27 protein-coding genes and 2 pseudogenes are annotated in these 15,045 nt (G+C 34.4%); all 29 read right to left on the reverse strand.

All coding sequences use genetic code 11. The annotated features are described in order from the left end of the window. Window positions 1–109: 109 nt before the first annotated feature. Window positions 110–541 carry a DUF5376 domain-containing protein gene (locus CKV78_RS04815; protein WP_032855187.1) on the reverse strand — a complete coding sequence of 144 codons (432 nt, stop codon included), beginning with the start codon at window positions 539–541 and terminating at the stop codon, window positions 110–112. An 8-nt stretch (window positions 542–549) separates the two neighbouring features. Further along, window positions 550–651 (reverse strand): annotated as a pseudogene (locus CKV78_RS10730) (EndoU domain-containing protein); the annotation flags it as partial. Continuing rightward, window positions 651–1,076 carry a DUF5376 family protein gene (locus CKV78_RS04820; RefSeq protein ID WP_005762481.1) on the reverse strand — a complete coding sequence of 142 codons (426 nt, stop codon included), beginning with the start codon at window positions 1,074–1,076 and terminating at the stop codon, window positions 651–653. The gene CKV78_RS04820 and the pseudogene CKV78_RS10730, both read right to left, overlap by 1 nt. Further along, window positions 1,073–1,282: pseudogene (locus CKV78_RS04825) on the reverse strand (EndoU domain-containing protein); the annotation flags it as partial. The gene CKV78_RS04820 and the pseudogene CKV78_RS04825, both read right to left, overlap by 4 nt. 214 nt (window positions 1,283–1,496) lie before the next feature. Next, window positions 1,497–1,973, reverse strand: a complete 477-nt coding sequence (locus tag CKV78_RS04830) for a hypothetical protein (RefSeq protein WP_005762485.1) — start codon at window positions 1,971–1,973, stop codon at window positions 1,497–1,499. Next, window positions 1,970–2,767, reverse strand: coding sequence for a hypothetical protein (locus tag CKV78_RS04835; protein WP_005762488.1), 798 nt, complete (start codon window positions 2,765–2,767; stop codon window positions 1,970–1,972). Before CKV78_RS04835 ends, CKV78_RS04830 begins: the two co-directional genes overlap by 4 nt. A 190-nt stretch (window positions 2,768–2,957) precedes the next feature. After that, the gene (locus CKV78_RS04840; protein ID WP_005762490.1) at window positions 2,958–3,479 is read right to left on the reverse strand and encodes an SMI1/KNR4 family protein; all 522 of its coding nucleotides are present in this window, start codon (window positions 3,477–3,479) and stop codon (window positions 2,958–2,960) included. After that, window positions 3,466–3,972, reverse strand: coding sequence for an HNH endonuclease (locus tag CKV78_RS04845; protein WP_005762492.1), 507 nt, complete (start codon window positions 3,970–3,972; stop codon window positions 3,466–3,468). The genes CKV78_RS04840 and CKV78_RS04845 overlap by 14 nt, the downstream gene beginning before the upstream one ends. A gap of 346 nt (window positions 3,973–4,318) precedes the next feature. Beyond that, a complete protein-coding gene (locus tag CKV78_RS04850; RefSeq protein WP_231964009.1) occupies window positions 4,319–4,627 on the reverse strand; it encodes a hypothetical protein in 309 nt (102 codons plus the stop codon). 245 nt (window positions 4,628–4,872) lie between these two features. Next, window positions 4,873–5,379: a contact-dependent growth inhibition system immunity protein gene (locus CKV78_RS04855; RefSeq protein WP_005762496.1), complete on the reverse strand. Its 507-nt coding sequence runs from the start codon at window positions 5,377–5,379 to the stop codon at window positions 4,873–4,875. 183 nt (window positions 5,380–5,562) lie between these two features. Further along, on the reverse strand, window positions 5,563–6,072 hold the full coding sequence (locus tag CKV78_RS04860) for a contact-dependent growth inhibition system immunity protein (RefSeq protein WP_005762498.1): 510 nt from the start codon (window positions 6,070–6,072) through the stop codon (window positions 5,563–5,565). Further along, window positions 6,072–6,230: an endonuclease toxin domain-containing protein gene (locus CKV78_RS10705; protein WP_331715695.1), complete on the reverse strand. Its 159-nt coding sequence runs from the start codon at window positions 6,228–6,230 to the stop codon at window positions 6,072–6,074. Before CKV78_RS10705 ends, CKV78_RS04860 begins: the two co-directional genes overlap by 1 nt. Before the next feature lie 174 nt (window positions 6,231–6,404). After that, entirely contained in the window at window positions 6,405–6,791 is a 387-nt protein-coding gene (locus CKV78_RS04865) for a hypothetical protein (protein ID WP_095075287.1), read from the reverse strand. A gap of 9 nt (window positions 6,792–6,800) precedes the next feature. Beyond that, window positions 6,801–6,965: a hypothetical protein gene (locus tag CKV78_RS10495; RefSeq protein WP_157738384.1), complete on the reverse strand. Its 165-nt coding sequence runs from the start codon at window positions 6,963–6,965 to the stop codon at window positions 6,801–6,803. Window positions 6,966–7,143: 178 nt separating this feature from the next. Further along, window positions 7,144–7,530 (reverse strand): hypothetical protein, encoded by a 387-nt coding sequence (locus CKV78_RS04870; RefSeq protein ID WP_095075288.1) that lies wholly within the window; start codon window positions 7,528–7,530, stop codon window positions 7,144–7,146. Window positions 7,531–7,539: 9 nt separating this feature from the next. Next, window positions 7,540–7,704, reverse strand: a complete 165-nt coding sequence (locus CKV78_RS10500) for a hypothetical protein (protein WP_157738384.1) — start codon at window positions 7,702–7,704, stop codon at window positions 7,540–7,542. 203 nt (window positions 7,705–7,907) lie between these two features. After that, window positions 7,908–8,270, reverse strand: a complete 363-nt coding sequence (locus tag CKV78_RS04875) for a hypothetical protein (RefSeq protein ID WP_231964010.1) — start codon at window positions 8,268–8,270, stop codon at window positions 7,908–7,910. Window positions 8,271–8,279: 9 nt separating this feature from the next. Beyond that, window positions 8,280–8,444: a hypothetical protein gene (locus tag CKV78_RS10505; protein WP_157738384.1), complete on the reverse strand. Its 165-nt coding sequence runs from the start codon at window positions 8,442–8,444 to the stop codon at window positions 8,280–8,282. 178 nt (window positions 8,445–8,622) lie between these two features. Then, on the reverse strand, window positions 8,623–9,003 hold the full coding sequence (locus tag CKV78_RS04880; protein WP_231964011.1) for a hypothetical protein: 381 nt from the start codon (window positions 9,001–9,003) through the stop codon (window positions 8,623–8,625). A gap of 168 nt (window positions 9,004–9,171) precedes the next feature. After that, window positions 9,172–9,444, reverse strand: a complete 273-nt coding sequence (locus CKV78_RS04885) for a hypothetical protein (RefSeq protein WP_005762504.1) — start codon at window positions 9,442–9,444, stop codon at window positions 9,172–9,174. 106 nt (window positions 9,445–9,550) lie between these two features. Next, window positions 9,551–9,835 (reverse strand): hypothetical protein, encoded by a 285-nt coding sequence (locus tag CKV78_RS10540; protein ID WP_005762505.1) that lies wholly within the window; start codon window positions 9,833–9,835, stop codon window positions 9,551–9,553. 66 nt (window positions 9,836–9,901) lie between these two features. Continuing rightward, window positions 9,902–10,102, reverse strand: coding sequence for a hypothetical protein (locus tag CKV78_RS10615; protein ID WP_005762507.1), 201 nt, complete (start codon window positions 10,100–10,102; stop codon window positions 9,902–9,904). A gap of 39 nt (window positions 10,103–10,141) precedes the next feature. Next, window positions 10,142–10,420, reverse strand: a complete 279-nt coding sequence (locus tag CKV78_RS04895; protein WP_005762509.1) for a hypothetical protein — start codon at window positions 10,418–10,420, stop codon at window positions 10,142–10,144. Window positions 10,421–10,883: 463 nt separating this feature from the next. Continuing rightward, complete coding sequence (locus CKV78_RS04905; RefSeq protein WP_005762513.1) at window positions 10,884–11,612, reverse strand: hypothetical protein; 729 nt, start codon at window positions 11,610–11,612, stop codon at window positions 10,884–10,886. 232 nt (window positions 11,613–11,844) lie between these two features. Continuing rightward, window positions 11,845–12,351 carry an SMI1/KNR4 family protein gene (locus tag CKV78_RS04910; protein ID WP_032855189.1) on the reverse strand — a complete coding sequence of 169 codons (507 nt, stop codon included), beginning with the start codon at window positions 12,349–12,351 and terminating at the stop codon, window positions 11,845–11,847. Window position 12,352: 1 nt separating this feature from the next. Next, the gene (locus CKV78_RS04915) at window positions 12,353–12,859 is read right to left on the reverse strand and encodes an HNH endonuclease (RefSeq protein ID WP_005762518.1); all 507 of its coding nucleotides are present in this window, start codon (window positions 12,857–12,859) and stop codon (window positions 12,353–12,355) included. Between the two features lie 268 nt (window positions 12,860–13,127). Continuing rightward, window positions 13,128–13,508 carry a hypothetical protein gene (locus CKV78_RS10620; protein WP_231964012.1) on the reverse strand — a complete coding sequence of 127 codons (381 nt, stop codon included), beginning with the start codon at window positions 13,506–13,508 and terminating at the stop codon, window positions 13,128–13,130. Next, entirely contained in the window at window positions 13,498–14,289 is a 792-nt protein-coding gene (locus CKV78_RS04925) for a hypothetical protein (protein ID WP_095075289.1), read from the reverse strand. Before CKV78_RS04925 ends, CKV78_RS10620 begins: the two co-directional genes overlap by 11 nt. Before the next feature lie 368 nt (window positions 14,290–14,657). Further along, entirely contained in the window at window positions 14,658–15,044 is a 387-nt protein-coding gene (locus CKV78_RS04930) for a hypothetical protein (protein WP_032855191.1), read from the reverse strand. Window position 15,045 lies beyond the last annotated feature (1 nt).

The raw sequence follows: 15,045 nt of genomic DNA on the forward strand, positions 1-15,045 counted from the left end.
TGCATATTTAAGATCAAGTTCAAACTTATAATTAGCGTTATCAAGACACTGATTGATTATATGAATACCCGAATATTGCCTAAGGTGGAATGTCCACCCACAATCACGGTCATAAATACGCCTCCTTGGTGTCAATAATTTCTTGGTAATTCATATCAGTAATAGGTCTGTGGTAAAAATCCAGCCATTTTTCCAGTAAATAGGCAAATTCTTTACGGGGGATTACATAGGCATCCGTATCTCTCTCGTCAACATCATCAGGGATATCCTCTTCCTCCAAGCCATCTAATAGATAAAAACCCACTTTTATTTGATCATGGTCTATCAAGGCATCAAATGCCTGAGAACTAATCCAATCCCAAGTATTTGCTGGATCTTTGACTGCTGCTAAAACTTTAAACCCATTATCTGCATAAGAATCTGGAATAGTACTAAGATAATCAGTAATCATCCCATCATTTTCCTCGTTATCACTTTCATAAACACCACAGGTTTGATAGATACCACCCTGAAATTCGTAATATCTAAAACGTACTTTCATTTTATACCTCATTGCTTTCTTGTTGGATAAACTGTTGATAAATAACCGTCTTTATTAATAACCCATTCTACTTTCACCCCTGATTTTGTTGTGCCTTCCCACTTGTTCTTCATAAATACGCCTCCTTGGTGTCAATAATTTCTTGGTAATGAGGGTCGATTATTGGTCTTTGCTTAAAAGCCAAAAATTTTTCTAGCAAATATACCAATTCTTTACGGGGGATTAAACGAGCATCGGTATCTCTTTCGTCAACATCATCGGGAATATCCTCTTCTTTCATATCATCCAACAAATAAAAACCCACTTTTACTTGATCATGATCTATCAATGCTTCAAAAGGCTCTGCATCAATCCATTCTCTATCAAGAGATGGATTTTTAAGCATTTGTAATATGTTATCTATCCAATTTAGCTCGTCTAATGTACCAATATAGTCAGTAACAACGCTATCATCATACTTATTATCACTTTCATATACTTTACAATAAGTATCCCAGTCTCCATTCAAAGCATAATAACCAAATTTTACTTTCATTTTATAACTCCTTGTTTCTCAGAAGGATAAATAGTCAACACTTTACCATTTCTATCCAGAACCCATTCTACTTTCACACCTGATTTTGTTGTCCCTTCCCATTTATTTTCAAACTTTTCCATTGCTACTCTATTTTTAAACGCATGCTCCAGCTCCACTTTCAACCTATCCTCTGTCCATGTTCTTGGAAACATCATACAAACACCGTCTTGATTTTTTGCCATTTTCACCGCTAGCGCTCGTCTTTGATGAGTGCTTTAATCAAACCACACGCCAGTCAACACAAACAGGATATCAATTGCTCACATCACCTCCATGATACAAAAACGGTCAATTTTTCAAAGATAAAACTTTTTTGAAATTGACCGCACTTGAGGAATAATAAGAAAAATATTTTATACCTAGCTATCGGCGATAATGCTAATTAATAAACTCTACGAGTATAGCTTGTTCAATATTATTTATTTCAGAGGGATCAAATATACTTTCATCATTTCTCACCTTATGAAACGTAAAAGTAGAAAACTCACCTATCTCATCATTTTGAAAAGTAATTAACACTACACAATTAAGATCTGGATATATTTCCTTCCATCTTTTCTTAAACTCATCTAAAAATAAGATAGATTGACATAAAATATTACCACTCACATAATCATCGATATGAAATCTATTTATAGACACTTCATAACCTGATAAATCCAAGAACTGCCCAGCAATTTCATTTGCATCAACTCTGGAAATCTCATTGTCTATTTTTTGAAACTTGAAAAATATACATCCATCAATATCAATAAAATCTAATAAATCTAGTAAATCACTAGATATTACACTTTGTTTTATATTATTCTTTTCTTTATTGATTTCATTTTTCATAAGTGGACTAATATAGATCATTTTTTCTCTCCTAAATATTCCAAACCTTTATTTATTCCATTTCTAATTTTAGAATTATTTAATAAATTCTGAATATTTGCTGGAGCCTCTTTACCATCAGAAATTTTTCCTATATAAAATTTATCGTCCATATGGTTATAGTAATACTTTACATTATTTTCATCTTGATAGTGAATTTGTCCTAGTCTTTTTCCTGGAGCAGGATTTTCCACATCAATTCTAGCTTTAGACCCTTGTTTTTTCCAAACAGTAGAACTATATATTTTAGTGCCTTTTGCACCAAACATTACACTATTTGTATCTAAAGCATCACCTGTTTTTACTAAACTGGTAATATCAGAGGCTCTCTGATTTCTCTTCGCAAAACTCCTAATCTTAGGCGATACCTTCTTATTAAGGCTACCTATATTGTTAATATAATCATTGACTAATTGTGCAACCAAGGCTTCAGTAAAGCCTATTTTTTCTGTCAACAAAGACGCTGATTTCTCATTTTCATCAATGATAAACTCAACAAACCTCCCCAGCTCCTCATCAGGCAATTGGCTAAAGAAAGAACCAATAAAACTCGTAAAATCTCGTGCTAATTGATTTGATTGGTCGATTAAGTCTAATGTTGTATGGCGACATAAAATCGCATCTATACAACCTGCACTTAATTCCTTGCGTTGATTTTCACTTAATTGACCAAACTCATGATAAACCTCTTCAAGTGGCGTCCCATTTTCGATGGCTTTTACCAGTTTCCGTCTCAATGCTTCCACTTGGTTCGGTAATAAATAATTATTCTCCACCGCAACCTTACCAATCTCCCCACAGCTAGCGCTCGTCTCTGACGAGTGCTTTAATCAAACCGCCACCATCATCTTCATGATACAAAAACGGTCAATTTCTCAAAGCAAAACTTTTTTGAAATTGACCGAACTTACAATATTAGTCCGTAAATAACGCTTAAAAAATACAATACATTAGTTAAATAAATATCTATTCATAACCATTCGGATAGCGTTCATCAAAATCGTAAAGCATATCTAAAAATGCCTCAAAATTTTCTGCCACAGGAAACAATAAATGCTTACCTGTTTCTTCATCATATTCATCATGAATCACAATACAGATCTTAGGCTCATCACCTTTTGGATCATCACGGTAATCAAAACAGACAAAGTCGCCATTTCCAGTGTAACCAAAGGAATAAACATTCTTATATCCATAAATTTCATCATCATAAATATACTGTCTTAATATATTATTCATTGGTTCGACATTATCTTGTGTCTCAAAACTATCAAAGCTCAATGAGTTTATTATTTTTTTCCTATTTTGGGAAAAATATTCAAAATCACTTTCCTTAAACCAAACGCCATTATATTTTTTCACAAGTGAGATATAGGATGAAGGTAGTTTTATATCAAACTCTTTTTCAAAATTAAAAATAATTTCCTGAGAGACAGAACCATAATCACCATATATTCTTAGATTTCTAAATGTTTTATCTACCTTCACTCAAAGCTCCCTCCCCGATATGTTGGACTGCATCATGAATATTTCTAGGTACTAATTGCATATTATTTGGTGCACTTTGTGCATTATGGTGCCAAGTAAAACCATCAATATTTGGTCTTCCTTGATTAATTTGAGACAATTGCTTTTTGTTAAATTGTTTTACATTTATTTGACCATCTTGAATAGCTTTTTTTAAAGCTAATGTTGCATTTTTCATTTCAGTTTTTTTTCTATCCTCACTTAGTATAATCTGGTAATTACTCGGTTTTTCTATTTTTGTCGTAAACTTCGATACATCATCAAATATAGGCAATCCCCTTTTATCATAAGGAATATTGGCGATTTCCTGACGATGACCAAACTGATCAGGTTTAGCATAAATCTTAACCGCTTTACCTCCTTCAGATTCAATTACTGATACTGTTTCTCCTGTATTTAATACTCTGTTTGTCACTGTAGAACGGGGTTTCATCACGACTGTTGTCGACTTCACTTCCTCTTTCTCAAAACCTTTCTCTATTTTATGACGAATTTGTTTTGGATCATAAAGTGACTTTTTAGCCGATGAATTACCTATATTTTCACCGCTAGCGCTCGTCTTTGACGAGTGCTTTAATCAAACCACACACCAGTGAACACACACAGGATATCAGTTGTCCACATCATCTCCATGATACAAAAACAGCCAATTTCTCAAAGCAAAACGTTTTCAAAATTGACCGCACTTTTGCCGATATCCCTCAATAAGTCAGAAAACAGCACTATTCCCGCTTTGGTGACCAAGGTTTAGCATCGGGTTTGCTATGCTTTTTCCGCCATTCCACACAAAGCGGTTTATCCTATTCCAATTCATTCTCACAGTAAGGACCATCCTTCAAATACCAGCCTTTTCTCTCTAAACAAAGGTTGACTTCTGGATAATTGGACTCCCCTACAAAAGGATCCATCCCACAAGCTCGCATTTCTTTACCACGGTGAACCACCCATTGATAAAATCGCTCTTCTTCAGGGTATTTCTTCAAATGAGGATAATCTGGTGCCCGCCATTTAAAATAGCGGGCAGGAGGTTGGAACCCCTTACCAAAAGAACAGCCTAGTAATAATATACTAGTTATACATAACAAACTGATTATGCTGTATTTTTTCATATATCTTCCTTATTGATTATCCATTTTTATCTCATTCAAAAATTGTCTTTTTTGGTTGCATAATACATTTACGCTTGTGCTGATTTTATACAAAAAAACGGTCAATTTTCAAAACAAAACTTTTTTGAAATTGACCGCACTTTATTTTTACGCTGTGTGATATTTTTGCGGCTTGAAAGCCTAGACACTCCACAAATTACACTATCCATGTGTAAAAGAGTGTTATTAGAACCATATCCAATTTGTTATTTTTTCTTATAAATACTCGTACAATATTTAAACCCTTCCATGACGACTTTTCCTAATTCTTCATCAGATATATCTATTGGATATTCAAATCTAACCCACTTTCTATTTTCATCTTCTATAGCCGTATAACCATTAAGACAGTCTTGATGGTTAGGCTCTATCATAATTTTACCATTCATAATACTCACAGATAAAAAATCCATATTTTTATAAATTTCTTTTCTATTCTTATATGAAAACTCTTCTTTTATTTTTTGTTCTAACGACTTAAAAAATGTACCACCACTATCTAATGACATGACTGCTCTAAGTTCATCAAAATCAATCCTTCTACTTTTTGATAAATTTTCCCTGATGTGTTTTCCCAAAGCAGAATAAGTTATATTCGGTGGTAGCAGATTAATATCTTGCGTAGGATCTAATACACTAAGCACCCCCACCAAGAAATAATTAATCAAAATAAATTTATCTGTTTTTCTTATTATAACGCTATGTACAATCATTATTATTTAACCTCTTTTACTATAATTTTAACACTTTGCAATTCTTCGTATCTAATTGACTTATTTATCGCTTCCCATTACGGTTTAGTTATTGAGTGAGGTATTGCTAAATACATCTCTTTACTCTTAATTTACTCCTTTCTGTAAGTATAAAATCTTCTCAATAGAGATATATTCAATTTCTTATTTTTTCTTATAAATACTCGTAGAATATTCAAATGCATCCATCACCGCTTTCCCTAGTTCTTCATCGGATAAATCAATTGGATATGTAAATTCAATTGCTTTACCATAGCGATCTCGAGCAGTACCAAATGTGCCTAATCCATCTTGATGAGTTGAGCGAATAACAATACTATTATTTATAACTAAAACTGTTACAAATAATGCATCTTTACAAATAGCCTTTGCACTTTTGTATCCATAAACCGACATTACTTTTTTTTCTTCATTTTTATTAAATGACGAGAGTCCTTCATTATCATTAAAATGAAACATAAATAAATCTTCTGAAATTAAATCGCTTTCATTTAATTTCTCTTTTATAGCCTTACCAAAATCGCTAGACATAACGTTAGGGTTTAAATATATCAATGTTTGCTGTGTATTTAAAAGGTTTATTCTTCCAACCCAATAGCTACTTATCGAAATATACTTACTGGTTTTTTCAATAAAGATAAATTTTTTTAACATTACTTAATCTCCTTAACAAGTATTTTAATACCTCGTGAATTCGCATAATCAATAGATTTCTTAATTGCTGTCATTTTCTCTTTGGAAGTTCCGTATGGAATGGCTAAATACATCTCTTTAGATGAAATTTGCTCTTGGGTAATGACTCTACCCCCAATCTAGCGCTCGTCTTTGACGAGTGCTTTAATCAAACCACACACCAGTGAACACACACAGGATATCAGTTGTCCACATCATCTCCATGATACAAAAACAGCCAATTTCTCAAAGCAAAACGTTTTCAAAATTAACCGCACTTTTGCCGATATCCCTCAATAAGTCAGAAAACAGCACTATTCCCGCTTTGGTGACCAAGGTTTAGCATCGGGTTTGCTATGCTTTTTCCGCCATTCCACACAAAGCGGTTTATCCCATTCCAATTCATTCTCACAGTAAGGACCATCCTTCAAATACCAGCCTTTTCTCTCTAAACAAAGGTTGACTTCTGGATAATTGGACTCACCTACAAAGGGATCCATCCCACAAGCTCGCATATCCTTTTCTTTTTGCTCGAACCATTGATAAAACCGTTCTTCTTCAGGGTATTTATTAAGATGAGGATAATCTGGTGCCCGCCATTTAAAATAGCGGGGTGGGGGCTGGAATCCCTTACCAAAAGAACAGCCTAGTAATAATATACTGGTTATACATAACAAACTGATTATGCTGTGTTTTTTCATATATCCTCCTTATGGTTTACTCACATCTTGGTTGAATTCAAAAATTGTTTTTTCAGGCTGCATGATACGATTATCTTTTTCATCCCTATAGCCATCTTTTCCACATTGTTTTTGTCCCAAACCATAACAATTATGAGAAGAGCTTTCACCAAAAGCAATATCCCATAAAAGCACACCGCTAGCGCTCGTCTTTGACGAGTGCTTTAATCAAACCACACACCAGTGAACACACACAGGATATCAGTTGTCCACATCATCTCCATGATACAAAAACAGCCAATTTCTCAAAGCAAAACGTTTTCAAAATTGACCGCACTTTTGCCGATATCCCTCAATAAGTCAGAAAACAGCACTATTCCCGCTTTGGTGACCAAGGTTTAGCATCGGGTTTGCTGTGTTTTTTACGCCATTCCACACAAAGTGGTTTATCCCATTCCAATTCATTTTCACAGTAAGGTCCTTCTTCTAAATACCAGCCTTTTCTCTCTAAACAAAGGTTGACTTCTGGATAATTGGACTCACCTACAAAGGGATCCATCCCACAAGCTCGCATTTCTTTACCTCTATGAACAATCTTTTTATAGAACTCTGTATCGGGATCTGGATCTTTAATGTGCGGATAATCTGGTGCACGCCATTTAAAATAGCGGGCTGGGGGTTGGAATCCCTTACCAAAAGAACAGCCTAGTAATAATATACTGGTTATACATAACAAACTGATTATGCTGTGTTTTTTCATATATCCTCCTTATGGTTTACTCACATCTTGGTTGAATTCAAAAATTGTTTTTTCAGGCTGCATGATACGATTATCTTTTTCATCCCTATAGCCATCTTTTCCACATTGTTTTTGTCCCAAACCATAACAATTATGAGAAGAGCTTTCACCAAAAGCAATATCCCATAAAAGCACACCGCTAGCGCTCGTCTTTGACGAGTGCTTTAATCAAACCACACACCAGTGAACACACACAGGATATCAGTTGTCCACATCATCTCCATGATACAAAAACGGTCAATTTCTAAAAGCAAAACTTTTTTGAAATTGACCGCACTTTTGCCGATACCCCTCAATAAGTTAGAAAACAGCACTATTCCCGCTTTGGTGACCAAGGTTTAGCATCGGGTTTGCTGTGCTTTTTCCGCCATTCCACACAAAGTGTGTTTATCCCATTCCAATTCATTTTCACAGTAAGGTCCTTCTTCTAAATACCAGCCTTTTCTCTCTAAACAAAGGTTGACTTCTGGATAATTGGATTCACCATCAAAGGGATCCATCCCACAAGCTCGCATTTCTTTACCTCTATGAACAATCTTTTTATAGAACTCTGTATCGGGATCTGGATCTTTAATGTGCGGATAATCTGGTGCACGCCATTTAAAATAGCGGGCTGGGGGTTGGAATCCCTTACCAAAAGAACAGCCTAGTAATAATATACTGGTTATACATAACAAACTGATTATGCTGTGTTTTTTCATATATCCTCCTTATGGTTTACTCACATCTTGGTTGAATTCAAAAATTGTTTTTTCAGGCTGCATGATACGATTATCTTTTTCATCCCTATAGCCATCTTTTCCACATTGTTTTTGTCCCAAACCATAACAATTATGAGAAGAGCTTTCACCAAAAGCAATATCCCATAAAAGCACACCGCTAGCGCTCGTCTTTGACGAGTGCTTTAATCAAACCACACACCAGTGAACACACACAGGATATCAGTTGTCCACATCATCTCCATGATACAAAAACGGTCAATTTCTAAAAGCAAAACTTTTTTGAAATTGACCGCACTTTTGCCGATACCCCTCAATAAGTTAGAAAACAGCACTATTCCCGCTTTGGTGACCAAGGTTTAGCATCGGGTTTGCTGTGTTTTTTACGCCATTCCACACAAAGCGGTTTATCCCATTCCAATTCATTCTCACAGTAAGGACCATCCTTCAAATACCAGCCTTTTCTCTCTAAACAAAGGTTGACTTCTGGATAATTGGATTCACCATCAAAGGGATCCATCCCACAAGCTCGCATTTCTTTACCTCTATGAACAATCTTTTTATAGAACTCTGTATCGGGATCTGGATCTTTAATGTGCGGATAATCTGGTGCCCGCCATTTAAAATAGCGGGGTGGTGGCTGAAAACTCGCAACATCAATACATTGTGTTAATGACATTGCTGCCCCAAAAATAATCCAATATTTAATTTTCATGCTCTATCCTTCGTGTCTCGTTGTTTAGCTCAAAAATCGTTTTTTCTGGCTGCATAATGCATTTATGTTTGTGCTGATTTTATACAAAAAACGGTCAATTTCTCAAAGCAAAACTTTTTCAAAATTGACCGCACTTTTCCTATTTATCCATCATGAAAAAACTATTTATTATTTAAATTTAGAATCTGAAATAATTTTATATTCCCCATCAGAAATAATGCACTTATCTATAATGTAAATATCTATATCTTCTGTGTATTTTCCCTTCAATATTTCTTTTGCAACTTTTTGTTGCTCTTTTTCACAAATAAGAGATGTTTTATACCTTTTCGTATCCGCGACACTTTGATTAAAATTCCGATCCAAAAATTTACAAGGATAGCAACCCGTAATGAGAAAAATTAATATCATCAGAACGATATTAGAATGTATTTTTATCATAACGATCCTATTTGTTTGTATTTATAGAATTCACTAATCGCGGAGCCGATAGATTATACACACCATTTATTCCTTTTGTATTTTAAATAGCCATAAAATACATAACTTATTGATAATTTTCATCAGTTACAAATGAGTATTTTCCTTTAGAATGGAGACATTTATGCCAAATATCACTATCTATAGAATCGGAGAGTGTATTCCCTCGCTTTAAGACTGCTATTTTTCTTTCTCTCTGCCAGCATATATTTGCTCGTTTATAAGATAATCTTTGATCCAATTTATTACTATTCCAATCTATTCCTATATATGGAACACCATTATCATTTTCACCTATATAACATCCATATAAACAGAATAGAATAATGATTAAAATAATATGGGCTTTCATCAAGCATCTCCTTATTATTAGAAATATTCGGTTTAACAAGAATGGGTATAGAAGGATTATTCCCTTTTATTGGAGTCCCCATTTTTCGGTAAATTCATCATATTGCAAATTACGCTCTTTAATTCCATTTTTAATAATGAATTCATTTGGTATCTCTGCATAATAACGACTATACGAATAACACATCCAACAAGCACCACCTGTGCTTTCATTAAAGCCCATTAAACCTAGATTCCATTTATTACCAATAGTATCTGCTTTATGCACATGAATATGATTTAAAGTAAAGCATCATTAAAATAAATATTAAAGTTTTTTAAAACCATTTCTTAAAAGACATTCCTCTTTAGTTGAAGCGTTATTTTTATTTTCTAGCATACATCTATTAAAAATAATTTTTGCATCTTCACTATTACCTGGATAGGTATATACATATCCAGCTTTCGATAATGTCTGTTTTTCTTTATCTATACAATTCATATTCCAATCTAAGAAACAATCATTAGAAGGATTTAGAACACCGCTACACCCAAATTGTAAGAATGTTAAAAACAGCAGGGAAATTTTTTCAAAAAGCTTTGTCATTTAAAACACCTCCATCGCTATTTGCAGGTCTAACCAACCTAGGTAATGAAAGATTAACAGGATTTTTAATATCCACTCCCTTAAACATCATCTAATAAAAACAGAAAATTCTGGATAAATTGACAACTCAATTTGCATGCATTCTAAAAAAAATGATATAAAATTACCATTCTCATCTAATAAAATACTTTTTAAATTTTCTTTATATAAGTCAAAACATATCTTATTTCCATGATAAATAATAATACGCAAAGAATTTATGCTTCTATCAAAGCTTAAATTTAACTTTATAGTTTTATCTTTATTATAAAAAAAAACAAGTTTGAATAAACTCTTCAATTTCACAATCACAACCATACATTGAAATAAACTCATTGCAATTGGGTATATCATATACATACATTTTTAATTTCCTCCTTTCAAAATTGTAGTTATAAATCTTCGTGAACCATCATTCATGACTTCAAAAGTCACTTCTATTTTTCTTATTCCCCCCACTACCTATTATAATACTTTCTCTAATCTCAAAATTTTGATGTTTTCCATTAATATTTTTAGAAAAAGACTCTTTAACATATACTTTATCAGATAACATTTTTTCCAATGTTTTTTCTATTATATTTCTACCTCTTTGATCATTATAAATACCAATACTAGATAATTGCTGCTTATTTTGAAAAGCACGTGATGAGTTATGAATATCAAATCTAACATTTCCAAATAAATAATCATACTTACTTTTATCAAAAATCAGTTTAGGTGGATTAATTGATTTAATTTTACTATTGATATTTTCATTTAATAAAAAATTAAAACCACTACGATTCCGCCCAAGATTCGCATTATCTTGTACATAATCTAATTGCTTCGCTACCTCACGTTGATACTTCAATGCCTCTGCACTATTACCTAATCGCTCCGCTTCCTTCGCTTTTTGTAGTGCGGACTTAGCCTTTTTTAAAGGCTTTGTCACAGCTTCCGTGCCAGGTACAATACTAATAAAGGCTAAAGCATAATCAATCCCATCCTCTGCTTCAGCAAAGGATTTTATATCTCCAACTATTGGCGTAAAGTCTGCTAAAAATAATGCAACATCTCCTGTATTTCTTAAACCCTCGACCAATTCAGGATGTTCTTTCGCAAATCGTTCTATCGCTTGCCGAGTTGCTTCATCTGCCTTCTCCTGCCCCAAGCTAGCGCTCGTCTTTGACGAGTGCTTTAATCAAACCACACGCCAGTTAACACAAACAGGATATCAATTACTCACATCATATCCACGATACAAAAACGGTCAATTTCTCAAAGCAAAACTTTTTGAAATTGACCGCACTTTAGGGTTGATAAATAAAGCCCCTCGATATCAAAGGAACTCTCGCATCCGTTAAGATCGCATATCCGTCTCTATTAGAGAGCAATGAAAGACATTACGAATACTTCTCCATCAATTCATCAAATGATTTCAAACTATCTAAAAACGCTTCAAAATTCTCTGCTACAGGAAACAGTCGCATTTTCCCTGTTTTTTCATCATATTCATCATGAATCACTATACATATCTTAGGCTCATCACCTTTTGGATCATCACGATAATCAAAACAAATAAAATGTCCCTCGCCCGTACTACCAAAAGAATATACATGCTTATAACCATACTCTGTATTGTCATAAATATATTGTCTTAAAATATCTTGTGATGACTCATAACTTTTCGTGGAAAAACCATCAAAAGCAATTTCGCTTATTACTTCTTCATCACGATACAAATCATGATATACAAAGCAATTATTCTTTAATGATATATTATTATGATTTAACATCAATTCAATATATGTTTTAGGAAAATTAATATTAAATATATTTTCTACATCAGTAATAACTGATCTTTCAATTACACCATCATCATATAATATTTCTATATTTTTAAATTGCATACTATCTTCCTTCACTTAAAGCACCTTCACCTATATGTTGGACCGCATCATGAATACTTTTTGGTATTAGTTGCATATTATTCGGACTACTTTGCCCATTATGATGCCATGTATATTTATTGATCTGAGCTTTTCCTGAATAAATTTCTTTTAACTGTTGATCTGTAAATTGATTTTTATTCACCTCTCCTCTCTCTATTGCTTGTTTTAGTGCAAAAGTTGCACTTTTCATCTCTGCAATTCTTCTAGATTCACTATTCGTCTCTTGATAATTTTTAGGTTTCTCAATTTTTGTCGTAAACTTCGATACATCATCAAATATAGGCAATCCCCTTTTATCATAAGGAATATTGGCGATTTCCTGACGATGTCCAAACTGATCCGGTTTCGCATAAATCTTAACCGCTTTACCTCCTTCCGATTCAATGACTGATACCGCTTCTCCTGTATTTAATACTCTGTTTGTCACTGTAGAACGGGGTTTCATCACGACTGTTGTCGACTTCACAACCTCTTTCTCAAAACCTTTCTCTATTTTATGACGAATTTGTTTTGGATCATAAAGTGACTTTTTAGCCGATGAATTACCTATATTTTCACCGCTAGCGCTCGTCTTTGACGAGTGCTTTAATCAAACCACACACCAGTGAACACACACAGGATATCAGTTGTCCACATCATCTCCATGATACAAAAACAGCCAATTTCTCAAAGCAAAACGTTTTCAAAATTAACCGCACTTTTGCCGATATCCCTCAATAAGTCAGAAAACAGCACTATTCCCGCTTTGGTGACCAAGGCTTGGCATCGGGTTTGCTATGCTTTTTCCGCCATTCTACACAAAGTGGTTTATCCCATTCCAATTCATTTTCACAGTAAGGTCCATCCTTCAAATACCAGCCTTTTCTCTCTAAACAAAGGTTGACTTCTGGATAATTGGATTCACCATCAAAGGGATCCATCCCACAAGCTCGCATATCCTTTTCTTTTTGCTCGAACCATTGATAAAACCGTTCTTCTTCAGGGTATTTATTAAGATGAGGATAATCTGGTGCCCGCCATTTAAAATAGCGGGGTGGTGGCTGAAAACTCGCAACATCAATACATTGTGTTAATGACATTGCTGCCCCAAAAATAATCCAATATTTAATTTTCATGCTCTATCCTTTGTGTCTCGTTGTTTAGCTCAAAAATCGTTTTTTCTGGTTGCATAATTCTATTATCTTTATTCGTTCTATAACCATCAAATTCACATTGTTTTTGTCCTAAACCATAGCAATTATGTGATGATAATGAACTATTACTCACAATATCCTTCAATAAAGTGTATTTATTTTTCTTTAACGTATTTAGGTTTATCGTATAAGGATTATTCCCAATAAAAAGCGAACTCCCCACGGTATCATGCTGACTATTCTCAATCAGAATCGCCCCTTCTTTCGACATTCTATCCTCCCCTTTTCCTTGTAAATAATTCAAAATATTATCTGCTTTGCTCACATTCGCTGCGGGACCGACCATTTTTAAGGTTGTGTTGGCTAATAACCCTACGTTCTGTTTATCTGGATAGAGCGTTTGTAAGGCATTGCTGATGGTGAGGGTACCTCGGCTGTGAGAACCTAAATATAACCCTTGCTGACTATTGCCTTTATCTTTCAAAATATCTATCGCCTGTTTCACCGAATTATCCTCTGAAGCCGTCCATTTCTGATAGCCTGCGATTAACAGTTCAGACACAATATTATTGGCTTTGGGGTGATGAACAAAATAAACATTTTCATATAATGGCGTGGAAAGAGTCCCCGTTTGGGCATCTCTGCCTGCGATATAGTTTTGTGTGGCAAATTTTGCGGCGGCTTGAATATCATTTAAAATGCCATTAAAGGCAACAAAATATTTTGTTTCTTGTTTACCTGTGTTTGGATCGGTATAAGTCACCGGTTTTATGTGCTGGCGTTCTTGGTCTGACAGCTCATAAAGTTGATAAATATTGTAGCCTTTGCCGAGTTCCTTATCATAATAATCTCTTACATATTGTTTAATTTCAGCTTGATCCGTTATGCCTTTCTTTATTGCCTCTTCCCTACCTAGTTTTTCTAATTTTTCTAGTCGCTCAGGATCCTTCCCCCAAGCTAGCGCTCGTCTTTGACGAGTGCTTTAATCAAACCACACGCCAGTTAACAGAAACAGGATATCAATTGCTCACATCATATCTACGATACAAAAACGGTCAATTTCTCAAAGCAAAACTTTTTCAAAATTGACCGCACTTTTGCCGATATCCCTCAATAAGTCAGAAAACAGCACTATTCCCGCTTTGGTGACCAAGGTTTAGCATCGGGTTTGCTATGCTTTTTCCGCCATTCCACACAAAGCGGTTTATCCCATTCCAATTCATTCTCACAGTAAGGTCCTTCTTTCAAATACCAGCCTTTTCTCTCTAAACAAAGGTTGACTTTTGGAGAATTAGACTCTCCATCAAAGAGATCCATCCCACAAGCCAGCATATCCTGCTCTCTTTGTTCAACCCATCGATAAAATTGCTCTTCTTCGGGGTATTTCTTAAGGTGAGGATAATCTGGTGCACGCCATTTAAAATAGCGGGCTGGGGGTTGGAATCCCTTACCAAAAGAGCAGCCCATCAGTAATATACTGGTTATACATAACAAACTGATTATACTGTATTTTTTCATA

The organism is Pasteurella dagmatis (assembly GCF_900186835.1).
In the GTDB taxonomy this organism is placed as follows: Bacteria; Pseudomonadota; Gammaproteobacteria; order Enterobacterales; family Pasteurellaceae; genus Pasteurella; species Pasteurella dagmatis.